We start from the raw sequence: 22,153 nt of genomic DNA, 5'->3' as shown, positions 1-22,153 counted from the left end.
TTAACCTATTAAAATGTCGTTGCAATATTACGTTTTATGGCGTTTCGATCCTTGAAAATAGAACTTTTTGTGTCTTTTTGAGATTAGTTAAACTTTAAACTATTTAGCTATAGTTCCGAAATAGACCAATTTGTTTCTTATTTGGACGAATCAGAAAGCTATAGTCAAATTTCTAAGGCATAGATAGATAAGGAGATACGAATTTGCTACCTTTTTGATAGTAAAGGTGACAGTTCTGTTTTATTTTGTTAATCCATAATAGGGGTGTTTTTAATGGTATCGGATAGTTATTTGTGGTTCTGTTGAGCAAGTGGTGATATTTATGTAATTTTGTACGTCAACAATACTAAATAAACATGAAACGAATTATTGAGATATGCGCAAACTCCGCCCAGAGCTGTGTGGAGGCGGAGGCGGGAGGCGCTACCCGTGTAGAGCTTTGCGCCGGGATACCCGAAGGGGGAACTACACCTAGTTATGGAGAGATCAAGACGGCGAAGGCTCTGACTTCCAAGATCGATATCAATGTGATTATCCGTCCGAGAGGCGGTGATTTCTTGTATACGGAAGCCGAGGTGCAATCCATGCTATTGGATATAGAACTGTGCAAGGAGCTAAAAGTGCATGGCGTCGTTTTCGGCTGTCTTACGAAAGACGGGGATATCGATGTACCCTTGATGCGGCGCTTGATCGAGGCGGCAAAACCTCTGTCCGTAACTTGTCATCGTGCTTTCGATGTTTGCCGGGACCCATTCACTGCGTTGGAGCAGCTAATCGAGTTGGGATGCGACCGTATCTTGACCTCCGGCCAGCAATCGGATGCCGTGAAAGGAATCCCCTTGATCGCCGAGCTGGTGAAACGTGCGGACGGACGGATCATCATCATGCCGGGATGTGGCGTACGTGAGAATAATATCGGGAAAATAGAGGCGGAGACAGGAGCGAAAGAGTTTCATACGTCCGCCCGAAGTATCGTATATAGTAAAATGGAATACCGCAATGAGAATGTCCCGATGGGAAGCAGTATCGTGTCCTCCGAATTCGAGACGGTGCAAACGGATCGGGAGAAGGTAAAGGCATATATTTAAGTGCCGGTATAGGCGTGAGCCTGTGTCGGTATTGGTGTAGCCCTACGCCTATACCGGCATCGCCTCATGCCTATACCGGCGTGGGGCGATACCAATACTCGTATGCGGGTGAAATGTTTTTTCTTCCCAAAAAGATTGTTTATCTTTGCGCCTCCATTAGATAAAAGATGCTAAATGTAACAGTGAATAATCGTTTTGGGCTTCACCAGCGTATCATGCTTATGATCATGTTGGTGCTGTTACAGTTTTATTCCATTGGAAGCGATTTCTTTCCGGAGAATATTACCACTACCTCGATGGAAATAGTCGATAAAGAGGCACCCGATGTGTTGTTGGATTTTGACGATAACGCCTCCTTGCGAACGGTACGTCAGGAGCAAGTGCAAATCCGAGCCTTGGAGATCGATTTGATATGGGACTTGTTTACGATTCTGGATTTACATGAATTAATTCATTCCTTGGAACTACGGCAATGCGCCAAGCTTCCTTTATTTTATAACCTACACAAAGCACAGAATTTCGTTTGGTTCTGTTCCTATCTGATTTAGCAGAACTTACCTGTTTCTTATTGTCGCGCATGGGGTGATTCGCCTATGTGCTTTTCGTCGTATTCAAATAATTATAAATCTATAAGTTTTATGAGGATAAAATTGTTTTCTAACTATTTACCCTTACTATGCTTAACGGCTTGTGTATGGGTATCTTGTAGCCAAAACCGGGAGAAAAAGTCCGGGAAGAAAGATCATACACCGGTGATGCGGTTAACCACGACCACGATCGAGGTGCCGCAGTCGTATGTAGCGGATGTACAAGCCGTACAGTTCGTAGAGGTGAAACCTAAAGTGGAAGGATTCGTGGAGGCCGTCCTTGTGGACGAGGGCGAGCACGTGAAGAAAGGGCAGGTGCTTTTCAAGCTTTCCTCGGCGGAATTGTACGAGGAGGTGAAAGAGGCGCAAGCCAATCACAAACAGGCCCAAGCCGAGTTGAAGATGGCGGAGGTAGAGGTAGACCGCATCAAGCGTTTGGTGGAGAAAGATATCATCTCGCCGATCCGTCTGGAGCAGGCGATGGCCGAGGCGGATGTGGCACGCTTGCAGGTGCAACAGGCCAAATCCCGTTTGCAACGTGCGGAGACTAATTTCTCGTACACGACGATCACGGCTCCTTTCGAGGGATACGTGGACCGCATCCCCTTTAAGGTGGGAAGTTTGGTTACGCCGAGCAGCTTATTGACCTCCTTGACGGACGTATCGGATATGTTCGCTTATTTCAAGATCAACGAGAAGGAGTATCTGGAATATAAACGGACGCAGTTGAGCGGTATCGACCAGCCGGAGTATAATAATCTGGAACTGATCCTTTCCGACCAATCCACCTATCGGTATAAAGGGAAGGTAGAGACCGTGGAGGGCGACTTTGAGCGGGGTACCGGATCGATCGCTTTCCGTGCCCGTTTTGCGAACCCGGAACGTTTGCTGCGACATGGCGTATCCGGCAAGATCCGGATGCTGACCAAGATGGAGAACGTGGTCTTGGTTCCCCAGCAATCCACTTTCGAGATTCAGGATTTCACCTATGTATATACGGTAGCGGAAGATGGAAAGGTGAGCGTACGCAGCTTCGAGCCGTTGGCCCGCCACGGTTCTTATTACGTGACACAGGATTTGCCGGACCAGACCGTTATCGTCTACGAGGGTGTTCAGATGATCACGGACGGCATGACTATCAATCCCGATATGGTAGATGGAGCCACGATCCATCGCCAATTGGAATCGTCTAACGAAATCGAGAATAATAAGTAAGCCCTATGTTTGAAATATTTATCAGACGCCCTATCTTATCGGGCGTGATCTCGGTGGTAATTGTCTTCTTGGGATTGCTGGCGATCAACTCTTTGCCGATCACCCAATTCCCTGATATCGTGCCCCCATCCGTTACCGTTACCGCCCGTTATACCGGAGCGAACGCCGATGTGATGGCGAAAACGGTGGCGACCCCGCTGGAGCGTGCCATCAACGGCGTGCCCGGAATGACCTATATGACCTCTGTTTGTACGAACGACGGTATGTCCTTGACTACGATCTATTTCAAGGTCGGTACCGACCCGGACGTAGCTTCCGTGAATGTGCAGAACCGTGTGACCACCGTGCTGGATGAGCTTCCGGAAGAGGTGATCCGTGCCGGCGTGATCACGGAGAAGGAGGTGAACAGTATGTTGATGTACTTGAACATCATGAGCTCGGATAGTACCCATACGGAGAAATTCGTATATAACTTTGCCGATATCAATATCTTGCGTGAGTTGAAGCGTATCGACGGCGTGGGATTCGTGGAGATCATGGGTAGCCGCGACTATGCGATGCGTGTATGGCTGAACCCAAACCGATTGGCAGCTTATAATATGTCGCCGCAAGAGGTTACGGAGGCGATCCGCTCGCAGAATATCGAGGCGGCGCCGGGTAAGACGGGTATCAGCTCCGACAAGATCCCGCAGCAATTGCAATACGTCTTGCAATATAGCGGTAAGTTCAGCACGCCGGAGGAATATGGCGAGATCGTCTTGAAAGCCCTGCCGGACGGTTCCGTGCTTCGCTTGAAAGACGTGGCTACGATCGAGTTTGATTCCGAGGATTATAATATGATCTCCATGACGGACGGAAAGCCCTCGGCCTCTATCATGATCAAGCAGCGTCCGGGCTCGAATGCCCGTGAGGTGATCCAGCAGATCAAGGCGAAGATGGAGGAATTGAAGGAAACGACGTTTGCCCCGGGTATGGAATATAATATCTCGTACGACGTATCCCGTTTCTTGGACGCTTCCATATCGGTCGTGCTCAAGACCTTGCTGGAGGCGTTTATCTTGGTATTTGTCGTGGTGTATCTTTTCTTGCAGGATTTCCGGTCTACGCTGATACCCGCTATCGCCGTTCCGGTATCGTTGATCGGTACGTTCTTCTTTATGCAGATGCTGGGTTTCTCGATCAATATGCTGACTTTGTTTGCCTTGGTGCTCGCTATCGGTATCGTGGTGGATAACGCGATTGTGGTGGTAGAGGCGGTCCACGTGAAGATGCACAACGAGAAGCTGCCCCCGTTGAAGGCGACGAAAAAAGCGATCGGTGAGATCGGAGGGGCGATTATCGCTATTACGCTGGTGATGTCCGCCGTGTTTATCCCGGTCGGTTTCATGGATGGTACGGTGGGTATCTTCTATCGCCAGTTCTCGTTGACGCTTGCCGTGGCGATCGTGATCTCCGGCGTGAACGCCTTGACGTTGTCTCCGGCTCTTTGCGCCTTGTTGCTGAAACCGGTATCCCACTCGAAGAAGAAAAAGAAAAATCTGCTGGCTCGTTTCTTTGATGGGTTCAATAGCCGTTATGATTTCTTGGAGCGTCGTTACCGCTTGAATTTAAGATGGTTCTTGAACCGTCGGATGCTGACGTACGCAACCTTGATCCTTTTCTGTCTGGCCACGTGGGGCATGACGTTCGTGTTGCCTTCCGGCTTTATCCCGAACGAGGACCAAGGTATGATCTATGTGAACGTAGATGCGCCTCCCGGAGCTACCTTGGAGCGTTCGGAAGCTGCCTTGAACAAGGTGCAAGCGGCTTTGTTGCCGTTGGAAGAGGTGGAGACGATCTCTACCTTGGCCGGCTATAGCTTGATGACCGAGACGGAGGGTGCCAGCTTCGGTATGGGTATGATTAACCTGACCCCTTGGGATCAACGGGAGCAGACGGCGGCGGAGTTGATGAGCGTGTACGCCGATCGTGTCGCCCATATCAAGGATGCGGACATCCAGTTCTTCCTGCCGCCTACGGTTCCGGGATTCGGTAATGCGAGTGGCTTCGAGCTTCGTCTGCAAGATAAGACCGCCGGTACGTTCGCCGAGCTGGATGAGGTCGCCAAGAACTTCGTGGCGAAGCTGAACGCTGATCCTCGCCTGACCGGTGTCACTTCCGGCTTCAACCCGAATTTCCCGCAATATCTGCTCCGGGTGGATTTGGCGAAGGCGGCTAAGCTAGGCATCAACGTGAACGAGTCCATGGAAACCTTGCAATCCTATGTAGGTAGCTTCTACTCCTCCAACTTCGTCCGTTTCGGCCAGATGTATAAGGTCATGTTGCAAGCGGCGCCGGAGTATCGTATGAATCCGGAGGATTTGTTCAGCCTGTATGCTAAGAATAAGGAGGGGAATATGGTGCCTTACTCCAACTTCATGACGATGGAGCGTGTGTATGGCCCGAGCCAGATTACCCGTTACAACCTGTTTACCTCGGCCATGATTACCGGCGAGGCCGCCCCGGGTGTCAGCTCGGGTGAGGCTTTGGCGGCTGTTGAGGAGATCGCTTCCGAGGTATTGCCCCGTGGTTATGATACCGAATGGTCCGGTGTGGCGAAGGAGGAGAAAGAGTCCGGTGGGCAAACGTTGGTAATTTTCGCTATTTGTTTGGCATTCGTCTATCTGTTGCTTGCCGCCCAATACGAGAGCTTATTGCTTCCGCTTCCGGTCATCCTGTCGCTTCCGGCGGGTGTGTTCGGCTCGTTCTTCTTGCTGTACGTGGTAGGTCTGGAGAATAACATCTATGCGCAGGTGGCGTTGGTGATGTTGATTGGTTTGCTGGGAAAGAACGCGATCTTGATTATCGAGGTGGCGAACCAGTGCCGTAAGGAAGGTATCAGCGTGATGGGGGCCGCTATTCAAGGGGCTACCAGTCGTTTGCGCCCGATCTTGATGACCTCCTTCGCTTTTATTAGTGGCTTGATTCCGTTGACGATCGCCTCGGGAGCCGGTGCCTTGGGGAACCGTTCGATCGGTACGGCGGCGGCCGGAGGTATGTTGATCGGTACGTTTGTCGGTATCTTCTTGATCCCGGGGCTTTACGTGATCTTCGAGTCACTGGCTACTTATTTTAAAAAGAGAAAAGAGAAAGAGCAAATTAAAGAAGACGAGTATGTGTATTGATAAGATGAGATATATAATGATAGGCTGCGCCTTGGCTCTGATTGCTTTGGCCGGTTGTAAGACTCCCGAGCTATCGATGGACGAGCGGATCTCGCTTCCGGAATCCGGCGAGATGGGAATGAACGACACTACGTTCGTGAAACCGCTGTCGTGGGATGTCTTTTTCCAAGATACCTTATTGCGAGGCTATGTGGATGTGGCTTTACGCAATAACCATTCCTTCCGGCAGAGCATGGAGCGCATCGCCATGAGCCGCGCGGCCTTGCAGCGGGCGAAAGGGCTTTTGCTGCCGGACGTGAATTTGAACATCGGAGCCTCCGTGAACCGTTTCGGTGAATATACGATGGATGGTGTGGGGAATAGCGAGACGAACGTGCCTTCTTTGCCAAAAGATAAGCATATACCGGACCCTTACCGGGATTTCGGCTTGAGCTTGAGCTTTCAATGGGAAGCGGATATCTGGGGCAAACTGACCCGGAAGAAGCAGGCCGCCGCCGCTCGCTGGATGGCTTCCGTGGAGGCTACCCGTTTTGCCCAGTCGATGTTGATCTCCGATTTGGCGATTCAATATTATGAGTTGATCGGCTTGGACCGGCGTAAGGAGGTGTTGCGGAACGCGCTGGCCAGTGCCCGTCGTTCCCATGAGCTGACCCGCCAGTTGAAGAAGGAAGGGGCGGAGACGCAGTTGGCGGTCGATCAGTTTTATGCCCGTGTGCTGTCGATCGAGAGTAAGTTGCTGGAAAACGATCAGTTGATCGGTGAGAAGGAGCGGGCGATCGCCTGCCTGTTGGGTGTTTTCCCCTTCGAGATTCGCCGGATGGGATTCGATGAGTTGCGTAAGTTGCCGATTCCCTTGTCGGAAGGGATTCCAGCGAACCTCTTGACATTGCGTCCGGATGTACGTTCCGCCGAGATGGGGTTGATCGCCTCCAAGGCGGATGTGATAGCGGCGAAGGCAGCTTTCTATCCCTCGTTGGTGCTTGGCGCCAGTGGCGGTTTCAATGCGTTTGATGTGGGTAAGTGGTTTCATTCGCCGGCCTCTTTGGTGTACGACTTGGCGGCGGGTATCACGGCTCCTATCTTCCGTCGCAATGAGATCCGTTCGATGTGGAACGAGGCGAAGGCTTCCCAGCGTATCGCTTTATCCCAATACCACGAGACCGCTTTGAACGCTTACACCGAGGTGCTCGATCTCTATTGCGCCAGCCAGACCCAAACGGAGCGTATCCGCTTGAAAGAGAAAGAATCCCTTGCCCACCAACGTTCCGTGGTGAATGCCGGCGAGATGTTCCAATTAAGCTATACCGGTTTCTTGGAGGTTCTTTCCGCCGAGGAGCGTTATCTGGATAGCGAGCTGGAGCATATCGATATCGTCACCGATTTATGCCGGAAGAAGATATTGCTGTATCGGGCGTTGGGAGGCGGTTGTTGATTTTTATCGTGACGCTATTGTTATTTTACTGCAACCCGCATTGCAGTGTTACTGCACGCCGGTTGCAGTAGCGCTGCACGTGCGTCGCGGTACTACTGCAATACGGGTTGCAGTGAGTACTTGATATCGTATGCCTTCGGCTTCGTTGCGATAAATCTAAGGAAGATGTGTTCTTTTCTGAAAAGAAGTGTGTATCTTTGAGGCTTATTGTTATCTTATAGTCTAGACCATTATGAAATATCTGACTCTACTCGTGTTTTTAGGAATCTCGTTGTTGTGCAAAGCTCAGCAAGATTCGATCGTCCCTTTTGAGAAAGCTTATAAGCGTACCTATAATATTCGGAAAGTATCGGGAGTGAAACCTACGATCGACGGTAAGCTGGATGAGGACTTTTGGACAAAGCAAGGCGAATGGTCGGATCGTTTCGTACAGATTATCCCCTATGAGCGGGCGATCACCCAATCTCCGACCCGGGTGAAACTTTTCTATGATGATAAATATATCTATATAGGCGTGTATTGTAAGGACGCCGTACCGGATAAGATGAATCGTTTTATCGGGAACCGGGATGATAATAGTCTGGGCGATTTGATCAGCGTCGCTTTCGACACCTACCATGATTATCGGGCGGCGCCGGAATTTAATATCAATCTGGGAGGGAATAAGACCGATTTAATCGTTACCGACAAGTTGGATGTCAATAAGAGCTGGAACGCCGTTTGGGAGGGCCGGACGCATATTGATCGGGCGGATTCCAGTTGGACCGCCGAGCTGCGTATCCCGTTCAGCCAGTTGCGCTATAACCAGCAATCGGAGGATGGCGTTTGGGGCTTGCACGTACGCCGTATCATACGTAGGAATAACGAGGTGCAAAATTGGAGCATGATTCCCTTGAAGAATAATGGACATGTCTTTTCGTTCGGAAACATGAGCGGCATGGACTCTGTTCCCAAGCCTCGCGGCATCGAGTTCTTGCCGTATGTAATGGGTAAATACAGGCAGGAACCCCGGATAGATGGCAGCCCTTATCAAAAAGGGCATAGCTGGGGAGGAAACGTGGGCTTGGACGCTAAGTTCGCCCTCTCGGATTATACGTTGGATATGACGATCAATCCGGATTACGGACAAGTGGAGTTGGACCCCTCCGTAATGAACCTTACGGCTTACGAGACGTTTTACGATGAGAAACGCCCCTTCTTCTTGGAAGGAAAACATATCTTGGATTTCGCGAACGGTAGCGATATGATGTTTTATACCCGTAGGATCGGCGCCTCTCCCTCTTATACGCCACGGGGTATAGACAACGTAGGTAGTTATGCCGAGACGAAAGAGAATGTGCCGATTATTGGTGCTTTGAAACTGACGGGTACGAATAAACGGGGCTTGACGATCGGAGTGATCGAGAGTGTAACGGCACGTTCCTCCTCCAAGGTTACCCGTAACGGGGTGGAGGATGTGGAAGTCGTGGAGCCTTTGACAAACTATACCGTGGCCCGTGTGCAAAAGAACTGGAAGGGGAATACCTTGCTGGGCGGTATGGTGACTTCGGTAAACCGTGCCTTGGATCAGCCTTATCTGGAAGATTTTATGGTGCGTAACGCTTTCACGGCGGGTATTGATTTTACCCAGTATTTCAAGAATCGCCTTTATTATATAGATGTAAAGGGAATGTTGAGTTCTTTGCATGGTAGCGCCGGGGCGATCACGGCCTTGCAGAATAGCGTGGCGCATTATTATCAAAGGGCTTCCTCCGCCGATTATCTGGGGGTGGATCCTACCCGTCGCTCCCTGACCGGAACGGGCGGTTATGTGAAAGTGGGACGGAAAGGAAACGCCAAATGGAACTTCTCGGAGACCTTCACTTGGTCGTCACCCGGTTTCGACTTGAATGATATGGGATATATGAAGGAGACAGATTATCTGATGAATGAGACGGAGATCATGTATCGGCAGACCGATATCTGGAAGATATTCCGGTACAACGCCTTTACCCTGTCCCAAAAGAATATGTGGAATTACGGCGGTACTCCTTTTAGCAACAACGCTTCCTTGCGTTGGCAAAGTATGACGATGAACCGGTATGAATGGGATGTCAAGGAAACCTTTGCTTGGAATTGGCTGGATAGCCGCTTGCTGCGAGGGGGACCGGATGTTCGCTTCGGTTCTTATTTCTTAACTTCCGCTAAGTTCAATACCGATAAGGCGAAACGAATGATGTTCATGCTCAAATACGAGGGCGATCATAATTTCGAGGGAAATCGCTTCAATACGATCTCGCCGAGCTTGACATTCCGCTTGGGAAACCATGTCTATTTGTCCGGGCAACTGGATTATGCGTGGAATACGGATGAGATGCAATATGTGGCTACGACGAGTCCGCTTAGCTCGAGTAGCTTGACCCCTTATTATTATGTCATGGGCCACATGGATCAGAAGACCTATGGCCTCACGCTGAAATTACAAGTGAACGTGACCCCCGATATTTCCATTCAATTCTATGGCGCCCCGTTCACCTCCATTGCTAAATACGATGATTTTAAATTAGCGGCGGATACGAAGTCGCATACCTTTGAGAACCGTTTCCAACGTATTGATCCGGATCATTTGACTTATGCGGATGGAGTCTATACCATCGGGGAGGGAGCTGGGCAGATGCCTTTCAGGAACCCGGATTTTAGGTTTAACGAGTTTCGTTCCAACTTGGTAGCCCGCTGGGAATACTTGCCCGGCTCCACGCTTTATTTCGTATGGGAACACCGGATGTCCAACCGGGACAATTGGTATTCCTCCGGCTGGGGAAGTAATCTGGATCGTATGTGGGGACTCCCCGCTACAAATACGTTCATGATCAAAATGAATTATTGGTTCAACTTGTAAATATGAGTGAGATTCATTAGTTTTGTATATTGATAAAGATATAATAAGATATGGAAGAGAAGAAAAGATTGACTCGTTCGAATAATAAGATGATAGGTGGCGTTTGTGCCGGTCTTGCGGAATACTTGGATATCGATCCGACGATCGTACGGATCGTGTGGGTATTGATGGTTTTCTTCGCTGGATTCGGCGGACTGTTATACGTTATCTTGTGGTTGGTAATGCCTAAACAACAGATCGGGTAAAGGATGAATTTTGAAATATCGTCTTCGTTCAGTCCCACGGGTGACCAACCCGAGGCGATTGCGGCGTTGTCGGAAGGGATCAAGAGTGGTGTCCCTTTCCAAACTCTTTTGGGTGTTACCGGTTCCGGTAAGACGTTTACGATCGCTAACGTGATAAAGGAAGTTCAGAGACCAACCTTGATACTCAGTCATAATAAGACGCTTGCCGCTCAGTTGTACAGTGAGTTTAAAGCGTTTTTCCCCAATAACGCGGTAGAGTACTTTGTCTCTTATTATGATTATTACCAACCGGAGGCCTATCTACCTTCTACCGATACCTATATAGAGAAAGACTTGGCGATCAATGAGGAGATCGATAAGCTGCGTTTGAGGGCTACGGCTTCCTTATTGTCGGGTCGTAAGGATGTGATCGTGGTCTCATCCGTATCCTGCTTGTATGGTATGGCGGATCCTACGGCTTTCGCCGAGAAAGTGACACATCTGGAACGGGGTATGCGTATCGACCGGGATAAGTTGTTGCGCCGGTTTGTAGACGCCCTGTACGTGAATAATAAGCTGGAGTTCAAAAGCGGCTGTTTCCGTGTGAATGGCGATACGGTGGATATCTTCCCAGCGATCGAGACTTTCGACGGTATGGCGTATCGTATCGAGTTCTGGGATGATGAGATAGACCGTATCTCCTCTTTCAATCCGTTGACAGGCGAGGAGTATGATGAGCAGGATGAGTTGAATATTTATCCTACTAATTTATTCGTGACCACCCAAGATCGTATTAATATGGCGATTGGCCAGATCGATGTGGATTTGGGTACGCAGGTGAATCTCTTGAAGGAGATCGGTAAGCCCTTTGAGGCGAAACGCCTGTATGAACGTGTCACTTTTGATCTGGAAATGATCCGGGAGCTAGGGCATTGCTCGGGTATCGAGAACTATTCCCGTTATTTCGACGGACGTGCGGCGGGAGATCGTCCTTTCTGCTTGTTGGATTATTTCCCGAAAGACTTCATGCTTGTCGTAGACGAGAGCCATGTGACGATCCCGCAGATTCGTGCGATGTATGGCGGGGATTATGCCCGGAAGAAAAACTTGGTGGAGTATGGTTTCCGTTTGCCCTCGGCGATGGATAACCGTCCGCTTACCTTCGATGAGTTCGAGTCGTTGACGCCTCTAGGCATTTATGTGAGCGCTACTCCCGCCGATTACGAGTTGATAAAGAGCGAGGGAGTGGTGGTGGAGCAGGTGATACGTCCGACAGGCCTGCTGGACCCGATTATCGATGTTCGCCCTTCATTAAACCAAATCGATGACTTGATGGAGGAGATCACGCAACGCTCGGCGAAAAACGAGCGGGTCTTGGTGACTACCTTGACCAAGCGTATGGCGGAGGAACTGACTACTTATATGACCCGCATGGGGGTACGATGTAACTATATACATAGCGATGTAGATACCTTGGAGCGGGTACAGATTATGGACGACCTGCGGAATGGCCTGTTTGACGTGCTGATCGGTGTCAACCTGCTACGCGAGGGGCTGGACTTACCGGAAGTCTCGTTGGTCGCTATCTTGGATGCGGATAAGGAAGGCTTTTTGCGTTCCCACCGATCCTTGACGCAGACAGCCGGACGTGCCGCCCGAAACGTGAACGGAAAGGTTATCTTCTATGCCGATAAGATCACGGCGAGTATGCGACAGACCATGGACGAGACCAATCGCCGGCGGGAGAAACAGATGGCTTATAACGAGGCGCATGGCATTACTCCGAAGCAAGTCATGAAAAACAGTGTATCCATGCTTGCCGAGAAACAACAAACGGCGGAGCCTTACGCTTATATAGAGCCGGAACCAAGCTTGGTAGCGGACCCGGTCGTGCAATACATGAATCGTACGCAGCTTGAGAAGGCGATCGAGCGGACTCGCAAACAGATGACAGAGGCGGCGAAGAAACTGGATTTCATCGAGGCTGCCCAATTCCGTGACGAGCTGGTGAAATTGGAGGATTTACTGAAAACGAAAAAGGATTAGCTTATGAGAAGGGGAATGCTACTGCTCGGTTTTTGGGTGTGTGTATGTATGGTGTTTTTAGTGAACGCCCAAGAGCATACATCCCGTAAATTGTATTGTACGGATGAGGATCGTGCTATTTTCGATCGGTATTGTACTCAGATGGAGCCTAAGAAGTCGTTACCCCTAGACGAGCTAATGATCCATACCGCCCTTTTCTTCCGGGGGACTCCTTATGTCGCCTCTACCTTGGAAAAGGAGCCGGAGGGCTTGGTGGTCAATCTGCGGGAATTGGATTGCACCACATTCGCGGAGACCGTATTGGCTTTATCCCGTACCCTGCGAGAGGAAAACCCTACCTTTGAGAACTTCTGTGAGAATCTACAACGGCTCCGGTACAGAGAGGGTACGATAGGGGATTACACGGATCGTTTGCATTATATGACGGACTGGTTCTATGAGAATGAGCGAAAAGGAATCGTGAAAGATATGGGGAGGGAAATCGGTGGTGTCTCCCTGCCTTTGGATTTATCTTTTATCTCTACGCATCCGGATAGCTATAAGCAACTGAAGAACCATCCGGAAAGAGTTCGAAGGATGGCCGATAAGGAAAAGGAGATAAACCTACGTCCTTATTATTATGTGCCTAAACAAGAGATCGACAAATGTTCGTTCGGAATCAAGAATGGCGATATCCTCTGTTTTGTTACTTCTATCAAGGGGCTGGACGTGACGCATGTCGGGATCGCCTATTGGAAGGATGGACAACTGACATTTATCCATGCCTCTTCTTCCGCTAAAAAGGTAATCATCCAAGCATCCTCCTTACGAGATTACGCCGAGGGGATAAAGAGCTGTAAAGGGATATTGGTAGCCCGCCCGCTATCTATTCATTGAAATAACTCGAAGGCAAACTTGAATCCCATGCTTTGGTAATGCCAGCGATCGAATCCGGCGAATATCCCGATATTAAAGATATGGTTCCCGATCCCGTATCCGACTTCCGTATAGCTAGGCAAGACCGGTGTCCATAGCTGGCTCCAATAAAAGCGTTCGGAGAGGATATAGCGTGAGGCCGTTTGCATGAACTTTTTCGTGGAGTTGATGCGGAGAACCTTAAATAAGATAAAAGGGCTTTCATACATGAAATGTGCTTGTATATACTTATCGGAGGCATTGAACCACTCGCCTTTCAGTAGATTGAAGACTCCGCCAATCTGATCATCCCACGTATCGGGGAAATTCCTGCGGGTGAAATACCTAAAGTCTGCGAAATAGGTAGACTTCTGTTGTGTATAAAGACCGGCGCTGATATGATAGTTCAATCGTCTGCACAGGCCAAGCATAAGGCTTTGATGCACGTCCGCCTCTATACGTCCGTAATCTCCTGAGCTTTTCCCGACTCCGGGGATACCTCTCGCTATTTCGATTGATATCGTGGGGTAATATGAATAGACATACTCCTTCCGGTATCCGTCCATGCGATAATATTGGCGGGGGGTATAGGAGAAACCGAGCGTGGGCGTAAAGTCATTATAATTTTGGCTGAGTATTTCCTCTACATCATCCCCGGGATCGATCTCCACTCTCTTTTTAGAGGGGATACGCCGGTGGTAAGTGATACCCGTCGTTAATTGAAACCCATTGAATAACTCGATGGAGTTTTTTATTTCCGCATAGTAATGCTTGAAATACTCAAGGTTTAAATCATCGAAATTGAAGGTGGAATCCTTCAATTCCTCATTGATCTTTTGGGTGATCTCGGAAGAATAACTCTCATTACTGTTTCCTACCTCTACCGATAAGATTCCCCGTTTCTGCGGCGAGTATTCCCAATCGCCTCCGACCTTGAAAAATATCTGCTTGCGCTTGAATACGTAACCAATCTCCGGACGGAAACGAATTTGTTTGTCACGGGCGAATGTCTTGCTGATACGGAATCGCTGTTTGTAAGTGATGCCGTTACGGGCGGAATAACCCAATTGGAACGGATTTAGAAAGCCGGAATATTTAATACGGGTCGTTTTATAATCCATATTGACCGTATTCGTCAACTGCTCCGTTAGCTTAACGTACTTCTGGAGATCATCGGCCGTATCGATTTTACTTATATTCTGCTCTTGGGCTTTACTGTATAAGTGGGCTTCATCCGGACTCAAGGGATTGTCACGATGGATATTCCAATACGTGGAATCCCTGATAATAGGAACCGTATCGGACGAGAGTTTGTAATAATTGGTCAGGTCCAAGGATTTCCACTTATGGCTTTCGTTGTCCTCCTCCACCCATTCCACTTCCTGATACTTAAAGGAAGAATGGTAGGTGGTTGCCACCGCGTTTCCCAATACCCTATATCGGAGGAATAGATCCGCCTTCTCGGGTAGGATGAACCGTCTGAAATCCCGTCCGTAGCTCATGACTAGGTTGAATTCGGCGAAAGAGTAACGACCGTTCATATCGATCTTGTCGATCGTCCATGACTGGTCGATGACATATAAATCCCCGCATACCAATTTCTGGCTCCATTGCTTCGGCAGGAAACGGATTTTGTAAATCGTCAAGCCGTTGATAGTCTCCAGCCCTTCCAAGTTGAACGTATAAAACTTAAAAGCGTTGCTGGCTATCGGCATGAAGATGGCATCATCGTAAGCGGTGGGGGAATATACGTTCAAATTCAAGAAAGCCAAGGCCTCCTGTTGCTTTTTCCCGTTGGGTATGCTGTTTCCGTTGACCGCCTTTAGATCATGAAGATAGTTCTGCGGGGCGTTAAATTTAGATTGGCTGACCATTTCAAAAAGCATATCCTTATTTTTCCGGTCGATAGGAAAGATATGATGGGCGAGACGTATTAACATATTTTGTTTTAAAATTTCTGTACGTCCTTTGATATAAATCTCAGCCTCGTATTTCGATACCGTATTTTGGTATTGGGCCGCTTTTTCGATGACAAGGTGCATGATCGAGTCCGCCCGTTCTCTCGTTTCTCGATTCCCCTTGCCAAAAGACAGGATCTTATCACTATAAGTATCAGTGCTCTTTGCGAAAATACTTATAGAGATTAAAATCAAGGTAAGTATCGAATATAACTTTTTCAACGATTTTACATTCTTTCCAGACAAACATAATGAATAAATTTCAGTTTAGACGTGAAAGAAAGTAAAATGTTACAATATGGTGTAATTAATCGTACAAAAGTTTTTATTTTTTCAAAAGAAAAATCGTATATTTGTGCTTCATAAGTATGTTATATAGCAGTCGTGGTTAAACAGCAAAAAGAAGAGGTCGATTTATCGGCCAGTTTATCAGAGGTGTGGAGGGTTCTGACTGATAAGGAACGTGAGATCCTCCGTAGTAATTCGACGATCCAGCATTTCAAACGTAACGAGTTGATTTATTGCGAGGGCGACGAACCAAAGGACATGATGTGCTTGTTAAAGGGTAAAGTGAAGATTTACAAGGATGGAGTAGGTGGCAGAAGCCAGATTATCCGAATGATTAAGCCTGTGCAGTATTTTGGTTACCGGGCTAGTTTCGCTCAAGAAGATTACTTGACGAACGCTTCCGCATTCGAGGCTTCTACGGTTTGCATGATTCCTATGACAGTGGTTACGGGCCTTTTAATGAGCAATCCGAATTTGGCTATGTTTTTCATCCGACAATTATCCATTGATCTCGGTATCTCGGATGAACGTACGGTTAACCTTACGCAAAAACATATTCGTGGGCGATTGGCTGAATCTTTGTTATTCCTGAAAGATAGTTACGGGCTGGAAGAAGACGGTGCTACGTTAAGCATCTATTTGGCTCGTGAAGATCTGGCAAATCTATCTAATATGACTACATCGAATGCTATTCGCACGTTGTCCACCTTTGTGGCGGAACGTATCATTGCTTTAGACGGTAGAAAGATTAAGTTGATAGATGAAGATCGGTTGAAGAAGATCAGCAAGATGGGATAATTAGATTATTGATCGTAAAAATAAGAAATAAAGGGGCCTTTTTAGTAAGGGCCCCTTATTTTTTATAGGATCGCTTGGCGTAGACGTACCAAACGTGTCAAAAGATCTTCCAATAAATCCAGTTTTAGCATATTGGCCCCGTCGGATTTGGATTGGCTTGGTTCCGGGTGGGTCTCTATAAATAGGCCATCCGTGCCCACGGCTATCGCGGCTTTCGCTATCGTCTCGATAAGGGCGGGTAATCCACCGGTCACGCCGGAGGTTTGGTTCGGTTGCTGCAAGGAATGGGTTACATCCATAATGACTGGGAAACCGAATGTTTGCATTTGCGGGATACCCCGGAAATCGACAACAAGGTCGGTATAGCCGAATGTCGTTCCCCGCTCGGTGATCATGACATTATCATTTCCCGCGTCCACTACCTTTTGTACGGCGAATTGCATGGCACCCGGCGAAAGGAACTGTCCTTTCTTTATATTGACGATTTTCCCGGTCTCGGCCGCCGCTACCAATAAGTCAGTTTGACGGCATAGGAAAGCCGGGATTTGAAGGACATCGACATATTCGGCGGCCATGGCAGCTTCCGTTGTCTCATGGATGTCGGTAACGGTGGGAATATTGAACGTTTCGCCCACCTTCCGTAAGATCTTTAACGCCTTCTCATCCCCGATGCCCGTAAAAGAATCCAGACGGGAGCGATTCGCTTTCCGATAGGAGCCTTTGAATACATAGGGTATATGCAGTCTTTCCGTGATACCCACTATTTTCTCGGCGATACGTAACGCCATATCTTCCCCCTCGATTACGCAAGGACCTGCCATCAAGAAGAAGTTCTCGCTTTTATTTAGATCGTTTATTGTTATCATAGCTGATTATTTAGAATTCGCATTGTTGTCGCTATTTTTTCTTCGGTCGGTAGAGTGGCGTCTATCCAATGAATCTCGCAACCCCGGCGTTCCATGCCCCGGAACCAAGTCATTTGCCTCTTGGCGAATTGATGGATCGCTATCTCGAGTTGCGAGACCATCTCCTCAAAAGAAAGCTCCCCGATAATATATAAAGTAAGAAACTTATATTCCAATCCGTAATAGATCAAGTCCTCCGGTTTAACACCCGTAGCCAAGATCGTACGAACCTCATCCACCATTCCTTCGTCCAACCGGGTCCGCAAGCGTCTGGATATTTTTTCCCTACGTAATTCCCGGTCGATATGGATACCGATGATCAGGCTGTTGATCGGATTATATTCATTTACGTCTGGTGCCTGAGTCTTATAATACTCCTCGATCTCGATCGCACGGATAGCCCGCTGGGCGGTGTCCACGTCCGTTTTATTATGTAATATCTTATAAGAGGCGAGGATGGTTTCCAGCTCCTCCAAGGTTTTATTCCTCAAGGATTCCCTTAGCTCAGGATTTTGAGGCACGTCTAATAGCTTATATCCTTTTAGTACGGCCTCTATGTACATCCCGGTTCCTCCGCATAAGATCGGGAGTTTACCCCTCCGCTTCATATCCTCATAGACCCGGAAAAAGTCATGCTGATACTCAAATACGTTATATTTATAGCCGGGCTCGCAGATATCGATCAAGTGATAGGGGATTTGTTTTCCATTCACGTTGTAATCGGCCAAATCCTTACCCGTCCCGATATCCATAGAACGATAGATCTGCCGGGAATCAGCGCTGATGATCTCCGTATCCAACTGGGCGGCGAGAGCGGCGGCGAAGGTCGTCTTTCCGGAAGCCGTAGGCCCTAGAATCGTGATAAGTTCATATGATTTCATGATACAAACGTACGAAAAAAAAGGCCATCCTCAAAGAGGATAGCCTTTTCTATGTAGAGTGGTAATAAATTACTTACCAGCGATAACGCGAGCCATCTCACAAACTTTGTTTGAATAACCCCACTCATTGTCGTACCAAGATACGATCTTAGCGAAGTTAGAATCCAAAGAGATACCAGCTTTAGCGTCGAAGATAGAAGTGTTAGCACAGCCACGGAAGTCAGTTGAAACAACTGCGTCTTCAGTATAACCAAGAACACCTTTCAATTCGCCTTCAGAAGCTTCCTTCATTGCAGCGCAGATGTCAGCCATAGAAGCCTCTTTCTCAAGAACTACTGTCAAGTCAACAACAGAAACATCAGAAGTCGGTACACGGAAAGCCATACCTGTCAATTTGCCGTTCAATACAGGTAATACTTTACCTACAGCCTTAGCGGCACCCGTTGAAGAAGGGATGATGTTCTCAAGGATACCACGACCACCTCTCCAGTCTTTCTTAGAAGGACCGTCTACAGTTTTCTGAGTAGCTGTAGCAGCGTGAACTGTCGTCATCAAACCTTTAACGATACCGAACTTGTCGTTCAAAACCTTAGCGATAGGAGCCAAGCAGTTAGTAGTACAAGAAGCGTTAGAGATAATGTCTTGACCTGCGTAAGTTGTATGGTTAACACCGTAAACGAACATAGGAGTAGCGTCCTTAGAAGGAGCAGACATGATAACTTTCTTAGCGCCAGCTTGGATGTGCTTGCGAGCTGTCTCGTCTGTCAAGAAGAAACCAGTAGACTCAACAACAACGTCAGCGTCAACCTCGTTCCATTTCAAGTTAGCAGGATCCATCTCAGCAGTTAAACGGATCTTGTTACCGTTTACAACCAAAGCGCCGTCTTCTACAGCTACTTCGCCGTCGAAACGACCGTGTACTGAGTCATATTTCAACATGTATGCCAAGTAATCAGCATCCAAAAGGTCGTTGATACCTACAACTTGAATATCGTTGCCAAAGTTAGCAACTGCAGCACGGAACACCATACGTCCGATACGGCCAAAACCGTTAATACCTAGTTTGATCATTGTAATAAAACTTTTTATGGGTTTATTAATAATAAGTCTTTATTTTTATCTCTTATCCATCGCAAGGAGTAGATATTCATTTTATCCTTGCTTTAACGACTGCAAATGTAGTCATGTTTTTTGTATTGAGCCTTATAATATAGCGAGAAAAAAACTGCCCTCTAACATAAATTAATTGTTGGAGGTTATTTCTTTTTCTTGAATAAGAGATTTGAGAACCATTTTTTCGCTTTTTTGATTCCCCACGTCATAATAAATGGTTGAGCGAGATCCCAAGCGATGGGAATCATGCCTTTCGCTATGGATAAATAGTCTGAGATCCCTAAAGCGATGGAGGGTTGTCCGGCCGTTACGGGAGCTGTGTTCTTGTCGTTTGTTTTTGTCGTTGACTTATTGCTAGGGAAAAGGAGAGACGATAGTCCGGATAACAACAAACTTCCGGCGTTCTCCTGTATATAAGAGAAATCCTCATTCAATTTCTGTTCCTGCCGCTTACATTGTCTCTGTATGCGTTCTTTGTCAGAAATCAGTTTCTCCAGTGGGGTTTGCTGGTTGTTCATCGTTTGTCGCATTATTTTTATCGTCATTCGCCGTCATGGCGGCTATTACCTCATTTAATACTTTTGTGCTGATCCTGTCCCTATTCATTATTATAATGCCGATAAGTAGCAGGTACAAGACCGCCACGATACCGAATCCGAACCCGGAGGAGCCGAGCCAATCCCCTAGGAAGAAGCCCAAGGCCAAGAATATGAACAAGATGGCGAAGAATGCCAAAAACAATAATATCAAGCCATATGAGAGAACGGCTATGACTTTACCCGTTCTCTCATATGTACTCAACTTTAGGAGCTCAAGTTTTAACTCCACATAAGCCGATACATCTTCTTTCAGCTCACGGAAGACTGTTCCTGAATCTTTCTCCATACAAAGCTTATTCAGCTACGATTTCTTCTGTTGCCTGTACTACTTCTTGCTTTCCTTCTTTATATTTGGCAAGAGCGGAGTTAAAACCTTCTTTTACTTTTCCGACAACACCGTTCAATTCTTCCAGTAATTGTTCTCTCTTATCTGTCGCTGCCAAATAACCTACAGCTGCACCAACAGCCGCGCCTACTACAAGGCCAAGTAATAATTTTGAATCTACGCTTTTCATAACTTTTTCTTTTTAGAAGTTTCCACTAAGATAACGTATTTATTTGGATTAAGGTTTATCCTTGTCTTAACTTTTGCTGTTAAAAAAAGTTATCCTTTTAAGACCTTCACGGCAACCCAGTTATTTCTTTCGTTATAAGAATCCAATTTCAGCCCGTTCTTCTGACATTCTGCTTCTATCGCCGGGATATCTTCTACATAAAAGCCGCTCATAAATAGGATGCTTCCCTGTTTCATACTGTTTGTATATTGACAAATGTCATTCAGGAGGATGTTCCGGTTGATATTGGCAAAGACGATGTCGAATTGCCCGAATTCCTTGATTTTCTCGGCGCCGCCCAAGGCAACTTGTATGTCTTCGGTATGATTCAGGCGGATATTCTCTAGGGCGTTGTTATAAGCCCATTCGTCGATGTCGATGGCCGCTACCCGTTTCGCCCCTTTCAGCCGGGCCAAGATGGCCAGCACGGCTGTGCCGCATCCCATATCCAGTAGCTCCTTGCCTTCTAGGTCTAGTTTCAGCATCTCGCTTATCATCAAATAAGTCGTTTCGTGATTGCCGGTGCCGAAAGCCATTTTCGGGTCTATTATTATATTATATGTATAGCCGGGCTCCGCCTCGTGGAAGGAGGCACGGATAATGCACTCGTTTCCGATCCGGATGGGTTTGAAATAATTCTTCTCCCACTCCTCATTCCAATCCTTGCTTTCTACCCATTTGGAGGTGTAATCGATCCGGGTATTCTCTAGCGGAAAGTCGGCCAGTTTATCATCCAATGTCTTTTTGTCGTATAAAGCCTCGGATATATATCCCAGCAAACCCTTCTCGCTTTCCGTAAAGCTCTCAAAACCGATTTCCCCCAACTCGGCGGCCAGCACGTCATTGATAATCTCTTTCTCGATAGGGGAGGTGTATGTGAAACTAAGTTCGTAATAGTTCATGTCGTATCTTTTTGTTTATTTTCTATATTGTCCGCAAACATACGAAAAAATCTGTTGCCTATTCAAATATCACGAAGCCTAATACAATTCCGCATATTCTTTCTCCGCGTCGAAGCAGGGGCAAGCCTTGCGAATGTTGGTGCTGAGTTGATAATGTCCTAAGATACGTGCCGACGGGTAATCACGGCGTAGCTGCCGCAAGAGATCGAGCAGGGTACAACGCTGGGCATACGTCCGGGTATCCGCGGGAAGTCCTCGCTCATCCAATCCGCCCTCGTAGCAAATACCCAGACTGTGATCGTTCCAGCCCGAGGCGTGTGCCCCGATCTGGTTCTCCGGCCGGCAGCGGTGCAGCTCGCCATCCCGGGTGATATAGTAATGATAGCCGATGTCGGCGAACCCACGATCCTTATGTGCGCCTCGAAGCGCTTCCACGGGAAAATCCCGGTCGTAGCGTGTTGCGCTGCAATGAATTACAAGGAGGCGAACCTCCCTGTAATTCTGGTAAAAGCAATATTGTTTCATTTTTATTCTTTTTTTAGTTTGTGTGTTACTTTTCTCTTGAAAGAAAAGTAACCAAAAGTTCAAGGCCTTAGCGGACGGGCTACTCGTCGGCCTTCGCTCGCT

The 22,153-nt window shown here is 47.7% G+C and carries 19 protein-coding genes; 10 read left to right on the top strand and 9 right to left on the bottom strand.

Annotation, left to right across the window (positions count from 1 at the left end):
- Positions 1 to 356: 356 nt before the first annotated feature.
- From ACESPU_RS13850 to ACESPU_RS13810, 9 genes are all read left to right on the top strand, one after another.
- Complete coding sequence (locus ACESPU_RS13850; protein ID WP_005861801.1) at positions 357 to 1,088, top strand: copper homeostasis protein CutC; 732 nt, start codon at positions 357 to 359, stop codon at positions 1,086 to 1,088.
- 167 nt (positions 1,089 to 1,255) lie between these two features.
- Complete coding sequence (locus ACESPU_RS13845) at positions 1,256 to 1,636, top strand: hypothetical protein (protein ID WP_008774070.1); 381 nt, start codon at positions 1,256 to 1,258, stop codon at positions 1,634 to 1,636.
- Between the two features lie 90 nt (positions 1,637 to 1,726).
- Complete coding sequence (locus ACESPU_RS13840) at positions 1,727 to 2,890, top strand: efflux RND transporter periplasmic adaptor subunit (RefSeq protein WP_009018558.1); 1,164 nt, start codon at positions 1,727 to 1,729, stop codon at positions 2,888 to 2,890.
- A gap of 5 nt (positions 2,891 to 2,895) precedes the next feature.
- Positions 2,896 to 6,054 carry an efflux RND transporter permease subunit gene (locus tag ACESPU_RS13835; RefSeq protein ID WP_044544720.1) on the top strand — a complete coding sequence of 1,053 codons (3,159 nt, stop codon included), beginning with the start codon at positions 2,896 to 2,898 and terminating at the stop codon, positions 6,052 to 6,054.
- The gene (locus ACESPU_RS13830) at positions 6,044 to 7,486 is read left to right on the top strand and encodes an efflux transporter outer membrane subunit (RefSeq protein ID WP_373133445.1); all 1,443 of its coding nucleotides are present in this window, start codon (positions 6,044 to 6,046) and stop codon (positions 7,484 to 7,486) included. The genes ACESPU_RS13835 and ACESPU_RS13830 overlap by 11 nt, the downstream gene beginning before the upstream one ends.
- A gap of 232 nt (positions 7,487 to 7,718) precedes the next feature.
- Positions 7,719 to 10,364 (top strand): DUF5916 domain-containing protein, encoded by a 2,646-nt coding sequence (locus ACESPU_RS13825; RefSeq protein ID WP_373133443.1) that lies wholly within the window; start codon positions 7,719 to 7,721, stop codon positions 10,362 to 10,364.
- Between the two features lie 50 nt (positions 10,365 to 10,414).
- Positions 10,415 to 10,609, top strand: a complete 195-nt coding sequence (locus ACESPU_RS13820) for a PspC domain-containing protein (protein ID WP_008774065.1) — start codon at positions 10,415 to 10,417, stop codon at positions 10,607 to 10,609.
- A 3-nt stretch (positions 10,610 to 10,612) separates the two neighbouring features.
- Positions 10,613 to 12,634 carry an excinuclease ABC subunit UvrB gene (gene uvrB, locus ACESPU_RS13815; protein ID WP_008774064.1) on the top strand — a complete coding sequence of 674 codons (2,022 nt, stop codon included), beginning with the start codon at positions 10,613 to 10,615 and terminating at the stop codon, positions 12,632 to 12,634.
- Positions 12,635 to 12,637: 3 nt separating this feature from the next.
- Positions 12,638 to 13,510: an N-acetylmuramoyl-L-alanine amidase-like domain-containing protein gene (locus tag ACESPU_RS13810; protein WP_373133441.1), complete on the top strand. Its 873-nt coding sequence runs from the start codon at positions 12,638 to 12,640 to the stop codon at positions 13,508 to 13,510.
- Here ACESPU_RS13810 and ACESPU_RS13805 read toward each other — a convergent pair.
- Complete coding sequence (locus ACESPU_RS13805) at positions 13,504 to 15,708, bottom strand: DUF5686 family protein (protein ID WP_373133439.1); 2,205 nt, start codon at positions 15,706 to 15,708, stop codon at positions 13,504 to 13,506. The two genes, ACESPU_RS13810 and ACESPU_RS13805, sit on opposite strands and share 7 nt — an antisense overlap.
- A gap of 213 nt (positions 15,709 to 15,921) precedes the next feature.
- Between ACESPU_RS13805 and ACESPU_RS13800 the strand changes: the two genes are divergently transcribed.
- Entirely contained in the window at positions 15,922 to 16,572 is a 651-nt protein-coding gene (locus ACESPU_RS13800; RefSeq protein ID WP_369799702.1) for a Crp/Fnr family transcriptional regulator, read from the top strand.
- A gap of 62 nt (positions 16,573 to 16,634) precedes the next feature.
- Here the strand turns inward: ACESPU_RS13800 and kdsA are convergent, their stop codons facing one another.
- The 8 genes from kdsA to ACESPU_RS13760 form a co-directional block, all read right to left on the bottom strand.
- Entirely contained in the window at positions 16,635 to 17,438 is an 804-nt protein-coding gene (gene kdsA / locus ACESPU_RS13795) for a 3-deoxy-8-phosphooctulonate synthase (RefSeq protein WP_373133437.1), read from the bottom strand.
- Complete coding sequence (gene miaA / locus ACESPU_RS13790; protein WP_005861832.1) at positions 17,435 to 18,358, bottom strand: tRNA (adenosine(37)-N6)-dimethylallyltransferase MiaA; 924 nt, start codon at positions 18,356 to 18,358, stop codon at positions 17,435 to 17,437. The genes kdsA and miaA overlap by 4 nt, the downstream gene beginning before the upstream one ends.
- A 69-nt stretch (positions 18,359 to 18,427) precedes the next feature.
- Positions 18,428 to 19,429 carry a type I glyceraldehyde-3-phosphate dehydrogenase gene (gene gap, locus ACESPU_RS13785; protein WP_005861834.1) on the bottom strand — a complete coding sequence of 334 codons (1,002 nt, stop codon included), beginning with the start codon at positions 19,427 to 19,429 and terminating at the stop codon, positions 18,428 to 18,430.
- Between the two features lie 185 nt (positions 19,430 to 19,614).
- Entirely contained in the window at positions 19,615 to 19,989 is a 375-nt protein-coding gene (locus ACESPU_RS13780) for a hypothetical protein (RefSeq protein WP_005865964.1), read from the bottom strand.
- The gene (locus tag ACESPU_RS13775) at positions 19,949 to 20,356 is read right to left on the bottom strand and encodes a phage holin family protein (protein WP_005861838.1); all 408 of its coding nucleotides are present in this window, start codon (positions 20,354 to 20,356) and stop codon (positions 19,949 to 19,951) included. The genes ACESPU_RS13780 and ACESPU_RS13775 overlap by 41 nt, the downstream gene beginning before the upstream one ends.
- Positions 20,357 to 20,363: 7 nt before the next feature.
- Positions 20,364 to 20,585 carry a YtxH domain-containing protein gene (locus tag ACESPU_RS13770; RefSeq protein ID WP_005861840.1) on the bottom strand — a complete coding sequence of 74 codons (222 nt, stop codon included), beginning with the start codon at positions 20,583 to 20,585 and terminating at the stop codon, positions 20,364 to 20,366.
- Between the two features lie 89 nt (positions 20,586 to 20,674).
- Positions 20,675 to 21,526 (bottom strand): 50S ribosomal protein L11 methyltransferase, encoded by an 852-nt coding sequence (prmA, locus tag ACESPU_RS13765; protein WP_373133435.1) that lies wholly within the window; start codon positions 21,524 to 21,526, stop codon positions 20,675 to 20,677.
- 78 nt (positions 21,527 to 21,604) lie between these two features.
- Positions 21,605 to 22,051: an N-acetylmuramoyl-L-alanine amidase gene (locus tag ACESPU_RS13760; protein WP_022192914.1), complete on the bottom strand. Its 447-nt coding sequence runs from the start codon at positions 22,049 to 22,051 to the stop codon at positions 21,605 to 21,607.
- Positions 22,052 to 22,153: the final 102 nt, after the last annotated feature.

Source organism: Parabacteroides sp. 20_3 (assembly GCF_964238835.1).
In the GTDB taxonomy this organism is placed as follows: domain Bacteria; phylum Bacteroidota; class Bacteroidia; order Bacteroidales; family Tannerellaceae; genus Parabacteroides; species Parabacteroides distasonis.
The sequence above is the reverse complement of the archived record's forward strand: the minus strand, read 5'-3'. Positions and strand labels throughout refer to the sequence as shown.

Bases quoted from the DNA above. Each gene is read 5' to 3' on its own strand.
- ACESPU_RS13850 (WP_005861801.1), top strand. From the start codon at position 357: ATGAAACGAATTATTGAGATATGCGCAAACTCCGCCCAGAGCTGTGTG.
- ACESPU_RS13845 (WP_008774070.1), top strand. From the start codon at position 1,256: ATGCTAAATGTAACAGTGAATAATCGTTTTGGGCTTCACCAGCGTATC.
- ACESPU_RS13840 (WP_009018558.1), top strand. From the start codon at position 1,727: ATGAGGATAAAATTGTTTTCTAACTATTTACCCTTACTATGCTTAACG.
- ACESPU_RS13835 (WP_044544720.1), top strand. From the start codon at position 2,896: ATGTTTGAAATATTTATCAGACGCCCTATCTTATCGGGCGTGATCTCG.
- ACESPU_RS13830 (WP_373133445.1), top strand. From the start codon at position 6,044: ATGTGTATTGATAAGATGAGATATATAATGATAGGCTGCGCCTTGGCT.
- ACESPU_RS13825 (WP_373133443.1), top strand. From the start codon at position 7,719: ATGAAATATCTGACTCTACTCGTGTTTTTAGGAATCTCGTTGTTGTGC.
- ACESPU_RS13820 (WP_008774065.1), top strand. From the start codon at position 10,415: ATGGAAGAGAAGAAAAGATTGACTCGTTCGAATAATAAGATGATAGGT.
- uvrB (WP_008774064.1), top strand. From the start codon at position 10,613: ATGAATTTTGAAATATCGTCTTCGTTCAGTCCCACGGGTGACCAACCC.
- ACESPU_RS13810 (WP_373133441.1), top strand. From the start codon at position 12,638: ATGAGAAGGGGAATGCTACTGCTCGGTTTTTGGGTGTGTGTATGTATG.
- kdsA (WP_373133437.1), bottom strand. From the start codon at position 17,438: ATGATAACAATAAACGATCTAAATAAAAGCGAGAACTTCTTCTTGATG.
- miaA (WP_005861832.1), bottom strand. From the start codon at position 18,358: ATGAAATCATATGAACTTATCACGATTCTAGGGCCTACGGCTTCCGGA.
- gap (WP_005861834.1), bottom strand. From the start codon at position 19,429: ATGATCAAACTAGGTATTAACGGTTTTGGCCGTATCGGACGTATGGTG.
- ACESPU_RS13780 (WP_005865964.1), bottom strand. From the start codon at position 19,989: ATGAACAACCAGCAAACCCCACTGGAGAAACTGATTTCTGACAAAGAA.
- ACESPU_RS13775 (WP_005861838.1), bottom strand. From the start codon at position 20,356: ATGGAGAAAGATTCAGGAACAGTCTTCCGTGAGCTGAAAGAAGATGTA.
- ACESPU_RS13770 (WP_005861840.1), bottom strand. From the start codon at position 20,585: ATGAAAAGCGTAGATTCAAAATTATTACTTGGCCTTGTAGTAGGCGCG.
- prmA (WP_373133435.1), bottom strand. From the start codon at position 21,526: ATGAACTATTACGAACTTAGTTTCACATACACCTCCCCTATCGAGAAA.
- ACESPU_RS13760 (WP_022192914.1), bottom strand. From the start codon at position 22,051: ATGAAACAATATTGCTTTTACCAGAATTACAGGGAGGTTCGCCTCCTT.